This window comes from Aristophania sp. ESL1100, from assembly GCF_058511235.1.
Genome location: NZ_CP196394.1, coordinates 1,426,370 through 1,439,597 on the forward strand (window position 1 = coordinate 1,426,370; position 13,228 = coordinate 1,439,597).

At 47.1% G+C, this 13,228-nt stretch carries 13 protein-coding genes; 2 read left to right on the top strand and 11 right to left on the bottom strand.

The annotated features are described in order from the left end of the window. Positions 1-120 precede the first annotated feature (120 nt). The 11 genes from tolR to secA form a co-directional block, all read right to left on the bottom strand. Complete coding sequence (gene tolR, locus ACSYSY_RS06615; protein ID WP_491706784.1) at positions 121-555, bottom strand: protein TolR; 435 nt, start codon at positions 553-555, stop codon at positions 121-123. 5 nt (positions 556-560) lie between these two features. Continuing rightward, complete coding sequence (gene tolQ / locus ACSYSY_RS06620; protein ID WP_491706785.1) at positions 561-1,292, bottom strand: protein TolQ; 732 nt, start codon at positions 1,290-1,292, stop codon at positions 561-563. Positions 1,293-1,574: 282 nt separating this feature from the next. Further along, positions 1,575-2,249: a hypothetical protein gene (locus ACSYSY_RS06625; protein ID WP_491706786.1), complete on the bottom strand. Its 675-nt coding sequence runs from the start codon at positions 2,247-2,249 to the stop codon at positions 1,575-1,577. Positions 2,250-2,717: 468 nt separating this feature from the next. Continuing rightward, entirely contained in the window at positions 2,718-3,338 is a 621-nt protein-coding gene (locus ACSYSY_RS06630) for a hypothetical protein (protein WP_491706787.1), read from the bottom strand. Positions 3,339-3,607: 269 nt separating this feature from the next. Then, positions 3,608-4,207 carry a hypothetical protein gene (locus ACSYSY_RS06635; RefSeq protein WP_491706788.1) on the bottom strand — a complete coding sequence of 200 codons (600 nt, stop codon included), beginning with the start codon at positions 4,205-4,207 and terminating at the stop codon, positions 3,608-3,610. A 200-nt stretch (positions 4,208-4,407) separates the two neighbouring features. Beyond that, the gene (locus tag ACSYSY_RS06640; protein WP_491706789.1) at positions 4,408-4,845 is read right to left on the bottom strand and encodes a YbgC/FadM family acyl-CoA thioesterase; all 438 of its coding nucleotides are present in this window, start codon (positions 4,843-4,845) and stop codon (positions 4,408-4,410) included. Positions 4,846-4,873: 28 nt separating this feature from the next. Beyond that, positions 4,874-5,899: a Holliday junction branch migration DNA helicase RuvB gene (gene ruvB / locus ACSYSY_RS06645; protein ID WP_491708245.1), complete on the bottom strand. Its 1,026-nt coding sequence runs from the start codon at positions 5,897-5,899 to the stop codon at positions 4,874-4,876. Positions 5,900-5,913: 14 nt separating this feature from the next. Beyond that, on the bottom strand, positions 5,914-6,525 hold the full coding sequence (ruvA, locus tag ACSYSY_RS06650; protein WP_491706790.1) for a Holliday junction branch migration protein RuvA: 612 nt from the start codon (positions 6,523-6,525) through the stop codon (positions 5,914-5,916). Further along, positions 6,522-7,043, bottom strand: a complete 522-nt coding sequence (gene ruvC / locus ACSYSY_RS06655; RefSeq protein ID WP_491706791.1) for a crossover junction endodeoxyribonuclease RuvC — start codon at positions 7,041-7,043, stop codon at positions 6,522-6,524. Before ruvC ends, ruvA begins: the two co-directional genes overlap by 4 nt. After that, a complete protein-coding gene (locus ACSYSY_RS06660) occupies positions 7,040-7,789 on the bottom strand; it encodes a YebC/PmpR family DNA-binding transcriptional regulator (RefSeq protein ID WP_491706792.1) in 750 nt (249 codons plus the stop codon). The genes ruvC and ACSYSY_RS06660 overlap by 4 nt, the downstream gene beginning before the upstream one ends. 40 nt (positions 7,790-7,829) lie before the next feature. After that, positions 7,830-10,493: a preprotein translocase subunit SecA gene (gene secA, locus ACSYSY_RS06665; protein WP_491706793.1), complete on the bottom strand. Its 2,664-nt coding sequence runs from the start codon at positions 10,491-10,493 to the stop codon at positions 7,830-7,832. A gap of 428 nt (positions 10,494-10,921) precedes the next feature. On the opposite strand from secA, the gene ACSYSY_RS06670 reads away from it, so the two are divergent. Together ACSYSY_RS06670 and argJ are read left to right on the top strand one after the other, a co-directional pair. Continuing rightward, on the top strand, positions 10,922-11,851 hold the full coding sequence (locus tag ACSYSY_RS06670) for a peptidylprolyl isomerase (RefSeq protein ID WP_491706794.1): 930 nt from the start codon (positions 10,922-10,924) through the stop codon (positions 11,849-11,851). Between the two features lie 42 nt (positions 11,852-11,893). Then, entirely contained in the window at positions 11,894-13,132 is a 1,239-nt protein-coding gene (gene argJ / locus ACSYSY_RS06675) for a bifunctional glutamate N-acetyltransferase/amino-acid acetyltransferase ArgJ (RefSeq protein ID WP_491706795.1), read from the top strand. Positions 13,133-13,228 lie beyond the last annotated feature (96 nt).

Consider the following 13,228-nt stretch of genomic DNA (forward strand, 5'->3'; position numbering starts at 1 on the left):
GACCGCCCCTACCAGACTCAGGCGCTTTTCAGGAATGATCTCCCCGTTCCCAAAGGAACGGGGATCTGCATCCTTATTTTCAAACGGTAATCCAGACTGCACTGGCAAGCTCCCCCTTCCTCAGGGGCCTGTCTGAGGTTGCTGGGCCAGAAGCGCAACATGGCTGAAACCGCCCGTTGTAATCTGCCCCATAACGCGCATAACCTGACCATAATCGATTTTGGCATCAGCTTTCACGAAAATACGGCGGGACGCATCATTGTCAGCAGCCTGCTTCAAACGCGTTACCAACTCTTCTGCGCTGACATGCTCATCACCCAGATAGAGACTCCCGTCACTTCGCAGAGACACCGTAATGGGCTTACTGTCTGTATTGATCGGGCTAGCACTCGTTTTTGGCAAATCGACATTCACGCCACTTGTCATCATGGGAGCCGTCACCATAAAAATAATAAGCAGCACAAGCATTACGTCCACTAAAGGCGTAACGTTGATCTCTGCAGCTGGTCTGTGACGACGGCGCCCTGAAACAGGCCCCCCTCCTGACAGTGCCATAATGCCTAGCCTCTTCCTGCTTTGCGTTCTTCAGACTGGCGAGACAGGATCGCGGCAAATTCTATACCAAATCCTTCCATCCGTTCTGAAAAATTATCAAGGGCACGGCTGATCATATTATAAGCCACATAAGCGGGAATAGCCGTTAACAGACCAATGGCTGTCGCAAAAAGGGCTTCCGAAATACCCGGAGCCACGACAGAGAGGTTCGTATTATGCATGGCAGCAATGGAACCAAAAGCGTGCATAATACCCCAGACGGTTCCGAACAATCCGACAAAGGGAGCGACAGGACCAATGGTAGCAAGCGTTGTCACATAACGTGAGAGACGGTCATTTTCACGTGCAATGGTGATATTGATAGCCCGGTCAATGCGGGTTTGTGTCCCACCCCTGACCATATCAACATTTTCAATACGTGATGAACGACGCCACTCTCCCATAGCAGCGCCAAAAACCGCCGCCATAGGATGGACAGGACGGGCCCCGTCACTTTCATAAAGATCATCAAGCGATCCACCCGCCCAGAAATGATCTTCAAAAGCTGATGCTTCCCGATTGACACGGCGGATCAGGAGGATCTTTTCAATAATGACTGCCCAGACGAAAATACTGCACGCTGCCAGACCGATCATCACCAGTTTGACGACAATAGACGCATGCAGGAATAATTGCACCGGCGACAACCCTGCTGCACTTACAGCACCGAGGGCTGCTGAACTCACCGTTTGGTCCACTCCACGTTCTCCCGACTTTTTGCTCTTTCAAGCCACAGACTCTAACAGGTCAACTCGTCTGCTTCATTCTGTCTCTCATACATGACAGTATTTCATGTAACAGAAAAGTGGTTTTTTTATTACCGTTCGTTCAGAAAAGATCCTCCTCCATCCATAAAAAGCGTGAAGAGACGAACGGCAATCCTGCAACTCTGCAATATTGCCCTGAGCGTTCATTACGTTACCTCAGGACGAAACTGCGCAACATAGAAGGGCCACCGACTTAATACGCCTGAAGTCTATTTATTTGTAAGGATTGGTCCATTTATATAAATCCGCTGGCACTGTATCTCGTGAGGGTAGAAATATCCTGAAACCGCGATCAGTCCACTTGTTATAATCCAAAACAACATTACGCCCAACAATGCGATCTTCTGGATTAACAACAACAGGCACATATACTTTATCGTCAACTTCATGAGATTCCAAATGAGTGCCAGTATCTGTTATTGTGTATAATAAATGACCATGTTTGTCGTACACATCCTGATCGTCATTTTTAACAGTCTCATAATAGGTATATTTATTCATATGCATCAGAAACAACCAGTTTCCCGGAGGAACGTGCATAAATAAATAGATACAGTTGGGGTACCACCGAGCAACCCGGATATAGTTCCAGGCCTGAGCAGACGGAGATTCTTTAAAAGGACTTCTCGAGCTCAAAATACGCATCCAGTCACGAAAATAGGGCGTGTCCGGCATTAAATATGCGTCCCCTGAGATGCCGGTGCATCTATGTTCGTTACTATCCTCGGGAGTCGTATAATATCCTCGAAGAAGGACGTTTTTATCCCCTTTTACAGAGGACCATGCCGCTTCCTGCGGATTGAATGGCTGCTTGAAAGAAGCGCAACCACTGAGTATTAGAGAGAAAAAACAAATAAATATTTTATCAAGAAGGGATAGTTTATTCATATTCCATCTCAAAAATACAATGAGTAATAAACTGAATTTTTAAGACGTATCTATCATATCTGAGTTTAACTTCAAGAAACAATAATCCATTATGAAATTTATCTATAAATTCAAACAGTTATTATAATTAAGATTAAAAAATAGAACCATACGTAAGAACACTATTTTCTGCTTGTCCATATAATTACACGTAAGAATCTCTTTTTATTTTATTCCTATCTGTAATATCCTCTCAGGATGAATGTTTCATCCCCTTTCGACTGAGACCATAATGCCTGCTCTGACTGAAACTTCTCTTTAAAATCGAATATATATTCTCCATATAAGAAAACAAAAACAGAATAATATTGCATTTATATGAAATAAATCATGAACACTTTATATAAAAATGAGTTCTTTAATGCCGTAATTATATCAGAGACTTTGAGATAGAAATTTCTTGTAATTCTCTCAAAGCCCCCAAATCGATTATCTATAACGATGCTTTATTTGAGCCATTGGCTCAGTCCAGTCATGCAACTCACCTGCCTGCATCTGGCGGGCTAGAGAAAAAAATCCGATATTACTGTAATCAAGGACAGCATTCTTTTTAACAATTGTATCCTCTGGTTTAACCACAAGAGGCACATATAGATAATAAGGAATTACATTGATCCCGCAACCAGATGATACAGTACACCCATGCTCCCTTCGTGGATCGATATTAATTATAATGAGCCAATTCCCGGGAGGAACCTTTGTAAAATTATAGATACAGTTCTCATGCCACGAACTCCAACGAATAAATTGTTGTGCTTTATGTGATGGAGATGATTTAAATGCTAGTGTCATCCCTAAAATGCGAAGCAGATCACGAAAATAAGGCGTATCTGGCATTAACACTGCCTCACCTGCATCGGCATCACAACGTGTTTCGCTCTTGTCATGAGCCGTTATATAATAACCTCTTACTGTAACGGTTTTATCTCCGACTTTCTGAGACCATTTTGCCTGCTCCGGGTCAAATTTTTCATCAAAACTGGCACAGCCACTTAGTAACAAAACCAAAGAACAAATAAGCAGTTTATTAAAATTTGATCGTTTTTTCATATAAAAGCACGCAATAAATTATATTTAAGCCTATCCCCAGACGACCCGTAAAAACCATTTGGAAAAATTCCGTGCATAAATATTGATATAGTTAGGGCGCCATCAAGCAACACGGACATAGTTCCAAGCCTGAGTAGATGGAGATTATTTATAAATACGTCTTGAGCTCAAAATAAGTTCTTGAATACAGCCATTATATCAGGGGCTTTGAGATAGAGATTTACTCTCATTCTCTCAAAGCCCTCAAATCGATTATCTATGGCTATGCTTTATTTAACAGGATCGGTCCAATCATATAACGCACCCGGTCTCAACTGCCGGCGCCACGTAAACCAACCAACATTACTATAATCTATGACGGCATTCTTTTTAACGATTGTATCCTCTGGCTTAACAACAAGAGGTACATATAAATAATATGGAACGAGATATGCGCCACTGCAACCATATTTACTGCACGTTCTTTCCCATCTAGGCCTGATATTAATCATAAGGAGCCAGTTACCGGCAGGAACATTATTGAACTTATAGATACAATCCTCTTGCCATGGAGTATGGCGAACAAACTCAAGTGCTTTGTTTGATGGAGAAGAATGGAAAGCGTAAGGTGTCGCTAGAATCTGTAGCCATTCACGAAAATAAGGTGTATCTGGCATTAACGTCGCCTTGTCAGAAATACTACTACATCGTGACTCACTTTTATCATCAGCAGTGATATAGTAACCGCGAACTATGACGGTTTTATCTCCGACTTCCTGAGACCATTTTACCTGCTCCGGGTCAAATTTTTCATCAAAACCGGCACAGGCACTTAGTAATAAGGCGAAAGAAAAGATAATTAGTTTATTAAAATCTGATAGTTTTTTCATATGATTATCACACACAAATCATGTTCAAACCTATTTCCGAACGGCCCATAAAAGCTATTTGGAAAACTTTCGCGCATAAATATCGAGATCATTATATAAAATCAAATTTTTTAATAATTTCTAAAATATAAATACCACAAAAATTATTCTTATCTTTTATGGGACATTAATCAAGTCATTATAAAATATATGAAAACATCTTATTTTTCTGACATAAGAGAGGATAATTTTTCTTTATAATGAACGGGTAATTGCCTCATCTTTAGGGGAATTAGGTTCATTGTGGCCAGCTCCACCTTCAAAACGGCATTAACGCGTTTTTTTATCTGACCTGGCATTATCTCTTCAAGCGTCGAGATAGTTTGTTGCAACACAAGCCTGACAGAGCCCAATTTGAGCATTTGCGTTTCAACTTCCAGCACATCATCCAGACGGGCGGGGCTTTTGTAGCTGGCTGAAAGATTTGCGACAACAAATCCCAAATTCTCTTTTTCGGCCAGATACCCTATGGGCATACCCAGCCCTCTCAAGGCTTCTGTCCGGGCACGCTCAGCAAAACCGAGATAACGGGCGTGATAAACAATCCCCCCTGCATCTGTATCTTCGTAATAAACACGGAACGTAATGCAATGAGTCATGATTACCCTTCGAAAAAAGAGATATGTCCTAAAATAATGTCGGGGCTGAATCAGTTGGCGGCTTCAGCCCCAGGTAACGCCAGCCAGGTTCCCCCAGCATTCGCCCGCGAGATGTGCGCAGAATAAGACCTTCCTGAATCAGGTAAGGTTCAATGACATCTTCCAACGTGTCACGCGCTTCAGCCAAAGCTGCTGCCAGAGTTTCCACCCCAACCGGGCCACCGTGATGATGCTCGGCAATACGACGCAAGTAACGACGGTCCATCGCGTCGAGACCATGGCTGTCCACTTCCAGCCGTGACAGAGCGAGATCAGCCGTTTCACGGTCTATTGTCTCTTTTTTCGATACAAGGGCAAAATCACGCACCCTGCGCAACAATCTTCCTGCAATGCGCGGTGTTCCCCGTGAGCGACGAGCGATTTCAGCAGCCCCTTCGACCGTCAAATTCATTCCAAGTTTGCCAGCCCCCCGGGAGACAATTTGCTGCAACTCTTCAGGTGTATAAAACACCAGCCTTAAGGGAATTCCAAAACGATCCCGTAAGGGAGTTGCCAGAAGCCCTGCCCGCGTTGTTGCCGCAACTAGCGTAAAAGGAGCGAGATCAATCCTGACGGACCGCGCTGCCGGTCCCTCACCAATCACCAAATCAAGCTGAAAATCCTCCATCGCAGGATAAAGGATTTCTTCAATCGCAGGTTGAAGACGATGAATCTCGTCAATAAACAGAACATCCCGTGGCTGAAGATTTGTCAGGATCGCCGCTAGATCGCCGGCTCTCTGTATCACAGGACCGGATGTCGCCCGAAATCCAACCCCGAGTTCATGAGCCACAATCTGCGCCAAAGTCGTTTTCCCCAGGCCCGGGGGACCATGAAGCAGAACATGATCCAACGCCTCTCCACGGGCTTTGGCGGCTTTAATAAAAATCGCGAGATTTTCCCGGCTGGCTTTCTGGCCTGTAAAATCTGCCAGAGTCTGAGGACGTAGAGTGGTTTCTGCGACATCATCAGGGTGTTTTGAGGCATCCGTCTCAGGAGAGCGCTCGGCCGGTATGTCCCATGGTTCTTTCACGAACGGGCAAGCTCCTTCAGGGCAAGGCGAATAATCTGGTCAAGCTGCAATGATCCATCTTCCTGCATTAGACGACTGACAACAGGCCAGATTTCAACACGCCTGAAACCAAGTCCTTCCAGAGCCATCAGCGCATCCGCTTCCAAGCTTGCCCCTGGCGCCATTTCTACCTCAGAGATCTGGGCGACCTGAGACAGGCCAGGCATCTTCGCAACTTTTGGTTTTAATTCTGTTAAAAGCCGTGTCGCAAGACGGGGCCCTACACCTGAAGCCTGCGTAAAAACCGCTTTGTCTCCCGCATTAATGGCCTGGAGCAACAGTGCGGGTTGACTAACTGACAAAATAGCAAGTGCGACGCGTGAGCCAACGCCCTGCACTGTTGTCAATAACCGGAACCACTCACGTTCTTCAGCATCAGCAAAACCAAAAAGCTGGATAGCGTCTTCCCGCACAACCGTTTCAATCAGCACACAGGCAATCTCTGGCGGTTTGGGAAGGCTCCCCAAGGTCTGGGTCGAAGCAGATACAACATACCCAACCCCGTTAACGTCAACCAGACAGCGATCTGCTTCAATCTGTCTGACAAAACCTGTCAACTGACCAATCATCGGCCATACGCTCCTGCCATCGTAACCCCCTGCCTCACATGCTGGGCCGTTGCCCTGAAATGTGCATGACAGATAGCGACGGCCAGTGCATCAGAAGCATCTGCGCGTTTGATGACAGCACCTGGCAGGAGACGCTTTACCATCATCGTAACCTGCTCCTTGGTTGCCGCCCCCGTTCCGACAAGAGAGCGTTTGACAGATTTGGCCCCATATTCACTGACCGTAATATTGGAAAGCGCCGGCACCAGAAGCGCCACACTGCGTGCATATCCGAGCTTCAAAGTCGAAGCGCCATTACGATTAACATACGTTTCTTCGACAGCTGCTTCAGTCGGCTCAAAATGCTCAATCAGCTTTCTCAGGCCGTCATAAAGTGTGCAGAGACGTTGCGGTACAGAATCAGCGCTATCAGTCGCCAATACGCCATCGGCGATATGGCGCAATCTGTTCCCTTCAGCTTCAATCACCCCCCAGCCCATAAAACGCAGGCCGGGGTCAAGACCAATCAGACGCGTCAAGCGCTCAATGCCTCAGCGACATCATCAGGCAGGTCAAAATTCGCATAAACTGCCTGAACGTCATCATTCTCATCGAGAACATCAATCAGCTTCAACACAGAACGGGCTTTATCCTCATCCAGGGGAACAGACGTTTCCGGACGCCAGTCCAATTTGGCTGAACGGGCTTCCCCAAAACGTTTCTCAAGCTCATCACGCACTTTAATATGCGCTTCCATTGAGCTGGTAATTTCGTGCAGCCCGTCGACTACCTCAACATTATCGGCCCCGGCTTCAATTGCAGCTTCCAGCATTTCCTCTTCCGAGGCTGCTTCCAGCGGGTAGGTTACAACACCAATATGCTGGAACATGAAAGAAACTGAATTGGTTTCTCCCAATGAACCCCCATGTTTGGAAAATGCTGCCCGGACTTCAGAGGCCGTACGGTTACGGTTATCCGTCAACCCCTCAACAATAATGGCAACACCGGCGGGACCGTAGCCTTCATAACGGACTTCTTCATAATCGTCCCCACCGCCGGCACCTGAGGCCTTACGGATGGCACGTTCGACTGTATCTTTCGGCATATTCACTTCACGTGCTGCGATAATGGCTGCACGCAGACGTGGGTTCATAGCAGGATCAGGAAGGCCGGAACGTGTTGCGACAGTGATCTCGCGAATGACTTTTCCGAACTGTTTGGCACGCCGGGCATCCTGCGCGCCCTTACGGTGCATAATGTTTTTAAATTGTGAATGACCTGCCATCAGACCCTCTTTTTATCTTTTCTATTTCAAACGTGCTTGATTACTGAATAATTCTGCCATGGCAATGCTTGAATTTCATGCCTGAGCCACAGGGACAGGGAGCATTGCGGGGCGTTCTGCTATTCCAGAGTGCTAGCGTCTCAGCATCAATAACATCATCCTCACTTTCCGGCGCCGCTTCATAATGCATATCAGAAGGCATCGGAGGCGGCTCAGGAGCTTCAGTCACTGTCTGAATATGTGACAATGTCTGTATTGTTCTCTGCCTCATTTCAGAAAGCATATGCGTAAACATCTGGAACGCTTCATGCTTGTACTCGTTCAGCGGATCTCTTTGACCGTATGCACGCAGACCAATCCCCTGACGGAGCTGATCAAGAGCATGCAGATGTTCTTTCCAGGCACTGTCAAAGGACGTCAGCAGAATATGTTTTTCCACCAGACGCATCATATCAGGCCCCATGGCTGTTGCCCGTAAGGCATGTGCCTTAACGGCTTCCTCCTCGATGCGGTCCATGACATGTTCTTCGTCAATACCGTCTTCTTTTGCCCATTCTTCAACAGGCAAATCAAGCGCCAGTGTATCCACCAGCTCTTTATGGAGCCCGGCCATATCCCAGGCCTCAGGGAAAGACTTTTCAGGAATATGAGATTCAACGAGTTCCTCAATAACCTGCTGTCTCAACTCCTTGATGACAGGAGACACATCCTCTGATGACATATATTCACGGCGCTGATTATAGACCTCACGCCGCTGATCATTCATGACGTCATCATATTTCAGAGTGTTCTTCCGCATATCAAAATTGCGGGCCTCGACTTTTTTCTGGGCTTTTTCAAGGGCACGATTGAGCCAGGGGTGAATGATCGCTTCCCCCTCTTTCAGCCCCATTTTCTGCATCATACCGCCCATACGATGAGTCCCGAAAATACGGATCAGATCATCTTCCAATGACAGGAAGAAACGTGAGTTCCCCGGATCACCCTGCCGCCCGGAACGACCCCGCAACTGGTTATCAACGCGGCGACTTTCATGACGTTCAGTACCAATAACAAACAAACCGCCTGCCTGTTCGACGATTTTACGGTTTTTAGCCACTTCTTCACGAATTTCATGAGCAATTCGCTCATGCTGATCCTCATCCTCCTCTGCAGAGGTTTTCTGTTTTATCAGCATCTCGACATTGCCGCCCAGTTTGATATCCGTGCCGCGCCCTGCCATATTCGTTGCAATCGTAATGGCACCGGGAGCACCCGCCTGCGCAACAATAACGGCTTCCTTTTCATGATGCCGGGCATTGAGGACGTTATGGGGGATCTTCATATCCTTCAGAATTTCTGAGAGATATTCGCTTTTTTCGATCGATGTCGTCCCGACCAGGATAGGTTGCCCGGAAACGTGAACCTGCTTGATCAATTCAGCGACGGCCTTATATTTTTCTCTGGCCGTCAAATAGACTTCATCATCCCCGTCCTTACGCCTAACAGGAAGATTGGTCGGGATTTCCACAACGTCCAGCTTATAAATCTCGGCAAATTCGTCAGCCTCAGTCATGGCTGTACCGGTCATACCGGAAAGCTTGGGATAAAGTCTGAAATAATTCTGGAACGTAATTGAGGCCAGAGTCTGGTTTTCCTGCTGGATTTCAACGTGTTCCTTGGCCTCCAACGCCTGATGCAGGCCATCTGAATAACGCCGTCCATCCATCATGCGGCCGGTAAATTCATCAATCAGGATAAGTTTGTCGTCTCTGACGATATAATCGACATCTCTGGCAAAGAGCGTATGAGCCCGTAATGATTGCTGAACATGGTGAACAATCGCGACATTCTGTGCGTCATAAAGATTGCCATCAGTCAGGATCCCTGCCTCACGGAGGAGCTCCTCAACTTTATCAGACCCGAATTCCGTCAATGTAACCGTACGGAGTTTTTCGTCCTTATCATAGGTCGCAGGATCTTCGACCAGTTTCAGAATAACAGCATCAACCTGGCGATAAAGGTCAGAGCTGTCTTCTGCAGGTCCTGAAATAATCAGGGGCGTCCGGGCTTCATCAATCAGAATACTGTCAACTTCATCAACGATTGCGTAATTGAAAGAACGCTGAACCATCTCATCGAGCGAATATTTCATATTATCGCGCAGATAGTCGAAGCCGAATTCATTATTCGTTCCGTACGTAATATCGCAATAATAAGCCTCGCGCCGAGCCTCATCGGTCATATCAGGGATGATAACCCCTGTACTCAGACCGAGGAACCTGTAAAGCTGCGCCATTTCCTCTGCATCACGTTTGGCAAGATAGTCATTCACGGTGACAACGTGAACGCCCTTACCTGTCAGCGCATTAAGATAAACGGGCAGAGTCGCAACCAGTGTCTTACCCTCACCAGTGCGCATTTCTGCAATGCGCCCATCATGCAGAACCATGCCACCGATCAGCTGCACATCAAAATGCCGCATTCCGAGAACACGCTTTGACGCCTCACGGCACACCGCAAAGGCTTCCACAAGAATATCATCCAGCGTTTCACCCTTGGCGAGGCGTTCACGAAACTCATCTGTCTTCTGACGTAACGCCTCATCACTCAAAGGCTGTATTGCAGGCTCGAGCGCATTAATCTCCGGTACACGTTTCTGATAACGTTTCAGATAACGATCATTAGCGGAACCAAAAATGGCGCGGGCAAGACGTGCAATCATATAAAACCCTGAAAATAACTTCGCTCAGAAAGATGTGTCAGTGTAATCCATGATGAGTAAAAAACGAAGCCCCCTCATCAATCTCCCCTTAACTAGGCATATTGACGCAGTTTGTCACGCCATGGAACATTCACCACATCAGACCTATCAGAAAAACAGGGACGTAATCAGGCGAAAGCCTTATTTATGACGAATATTACAAAAGCTTAAATTTTGCCCGATATCCATTTCATTTGTCTGTTAGATATTCAAAAAACAGTTGAGATAATGCAGTTTTTCACCCTTTATCTGCTCTACTCTCTTTGCTCGCTTACTCTATTCCCCAGAGACCCTCTCCAGAATTTGCCCGCCTGCCCCCTTGCAGTAAAGCTCAGCCTTTGTCATGGTCGGGCAGGTTTTTTTAATCATAATGATTATTGAGGTTTATCATGCAGATTAATCGCTTTCTTCTAGCGTGTACGACTCTTATCGGCGGTCTTTCTCTGACAACCGCTGGCTCACTTCCTGCTCTCGCAGCGCCTGCCCCGGCACCTGCGAAAAAAACCACCACAACACAGGACGCTTCCAAGCCTGCCTCTCCTGAGACCGTTGTTGCAACTGTAGACGGACAGAAAATCACTGTCGGTGATATGCAAGGTGCTCTCGAGCAGCTTCCTCCTGCCGTTATGAGTGTTCCTCGTGAGAAAATCGTACCGCTGGTTCTAAATCAGTTAATCAGCCAGAAAGCCATCGAGCTTGCTGCAAAGAAATCCCGCCTCGAAAACAAAGCTGACGTCAAAGCAGCCATGAAGCAGGCCTCAGAAGCCGCTCTCATGAACGCTTATATCAAAGATCAGGTCGCTCCCAAAATCACCGATAGCTCCATGAAAGCGTATTACGACGCTCATTACGCCAACAAAAAACCGGAAGAGGAAGTGCATGCCCGCCATATTCTGGTTGATTCAGAAGCAAAAGCAAAAGATCTGATCAGCCAGCTTGATAAAGGGGCAGACTTCGCAAAATTAGCGACTGAAAACTCTTCAGACACCGCAACAGCCAAAAATAATGGCGGTGATCTCGGATGGTTCAAAAGCGGCGATATGATCCCTGACTTCTCGAAAGCAGCTTTTGCCATGAAGCCAAACACCTATACAAAACAGCCCGTGAAAACTGTTTATGGCTGGCATATTATTCAGGTCCTTGGCACACGCACAGCACCTATCCCCAAATATGAGGAAGTTCAGGGCGCGATCCGTCAGGAAATGCTGAAAGACGAGATTACCAAAGTTGTGGACGCAGCTGAAAAGCACGTAAAAATTGTTCGTTATGACGAGCATGGCAAGCCGCTCCCCGAAACAGCTGCTCCAGTAAAACACTAAACGATCATTTAACTTACTTTAATACAGACAGGATACCCGATCATGGCCGCGCCGCACTCAGTCTCTCCCCTCGCTCTGCCTCTTCCCGAGCTTGGCACAATCAAGGGAGTGGAACTTGGGAGTGTGGCCGCGGGTATCCGCTATAAAGGGCGCACAGACCTCATGCTGATGGTCTTTGCACCTTCCACGGTAGCGGCAGGCGTATTTACGCGTAACCGCTGCCCAGGGGCCCCGATTCCATGGTGTCAAAAGGCCCTTTCCTACTCCCCTACAGCACGGGCCTTACTGGTGAATTCCGGGAACGCCAACGTATTTACCGGCAAGGCTGGTGATGACGCCGTCATTCACTGTGTCGACGCCCTCTCTGAGAAGTTAGGCTGCGATAAAGAAGACATATTTGTCGCTTCCACCGGCGTGATCGGCGAGATTCTACCTTATCAGAAAATCGTGGAGGCTCTACCCGACCTCACAGCCTCGCTCAATTCTGATGGGTGGAAAGAGGCCGCCCAGGCAATTATGACGACGGACACGTTTCCAAAAGCAGCCTGTCGTACTGCCAGAATAGGGGAAACAACTGTTACAATTCAGGGTATCGCAAAAGGCTCGGGCATGATTGCCCCCGATATGGCAACGATGCTCAGCTATATCGTGACGGATGCTTCACTGTCTCAATCTGTGTTACAGGCTTTGCTGAGTAAGGGCGTTGTTAACAGCTTCAATGCCATCAGCGTTGATTCCGATACATCCACGTCTGACATGGTGATGGCTTTTGCAACCTGTCAGGCTGACAACCCCGATATCTCAGACGCCTATGATCCCAAATTAACAGAGTTCAAACAGGCCCTCGACGACCTGATGCTTGAATTGGCCTTGAAAGTGATCCGCGATGGTGAAGGCGCAACCAAGCTTGTCAAAATCGTTGTACAAAATGCCCATGATGATCTTTCAGCACAACGCATTGCACGGTCTATTGGAGATTCTCCGCTCGTCAAAACCGCGATTGCCGGGGAAGATGCCAATTGGGGGCGGATTGTCATGGCGGTAGGGAAAAGTGGCGAACCGGCAGACCGTGACCGCCTCTCCATTGCCATTGGTGACAGCTGGGTGGCCCGCAACGGGACTGTTTCACCAGATTTCAATGATGAGCTGGTGACCCGCTATATGAAGGGGCAGGAAATTACCATCACTGTTGACCTCGCCCTGGGCAATGGTAGCGCCCACCTCTGGACCTGTGATCTGACGCATGGTTACATTGACATAAATGGGTCTTACCGAAGTTAGAACTTTACACTATAAATTTTTGCTATAGATTAATAAAAAAAACTATGGCTTCATTTACATAAATACTCTGGCTTCTTAAATAATTTTTTATTATTG

Bases quoted from the DNA above. Each gene is read 5' to 3' on its own strand.
- tolR (WP_491706784.1), bottom strand. From the start codon at position 555: ATGGCACTGTCAGGAGGGGGGCCTGTTTCAGGGCGCCGTCGTCACAGA.
- ACSYSY_RS06625 (WP_491706786.1), bottom strand. From the start codon at position 2,249: ATGAATAAACTATCCCTTCTTGATAAAATATTTATTTGTTTTTTCTCT.
- ACSYSY_RS06630 (WP_491706787.1), bottom strand. From the start codon at position 3,338: ATGAAAAAACGATCAAATTTTAATAAACTGCTTATTTGTTCTTTGGTT.
- ACSYSY_RS06635 (WP_491706788.1), bottom strand. From the start codon at position 4,207: ATGAAAAAACTATCAGATTTTAATAAACTAATTATCTTTTCTTTCGCC.
- ACSYSY_RS06640 (WP_491706789.1), bottom strand. From the start codon at position 4,845: ATGACTCATTGCATTACGTTCCGTGTTTATTACGAAGATACAGATGCA.
- ruvA (WP_491706790.1), bottom strand. From the start codon at position 6,525: ATGATTGGTCAGTTGACAGGTTTTGTCAGACAGATTGAAGCAGATCGC.
- ACSYSY_RS06660 (WP_491706792.1), bottom strand. From the start codon at position 7,789: ATGGCAGGTCATTCACAATTTAAAAACATTATGCACCGTAAGGGCGCG.
- secA (WP_491706793.1), bottom strand. From the start codon at position 10,493: ATGATTGCACGTCTTGCCCGCGCCATTTTTGGTTCCGCTAATGATCGT.
- ACSYSY_RS06670 (WP_491706794.1), top strand. From the start codon at position 10,922: ATGCAGATTAATCGCTTTCTTCTAGCGTGTACGACTCTTATCGGCGGT.
- argJ (WP_491706795.1), top strand. From the start codon at position 11,894: ATGGCCGCGCCGCACTCAGTCTCTCCCCTCGCTCTGCCTCTTCCCGAG.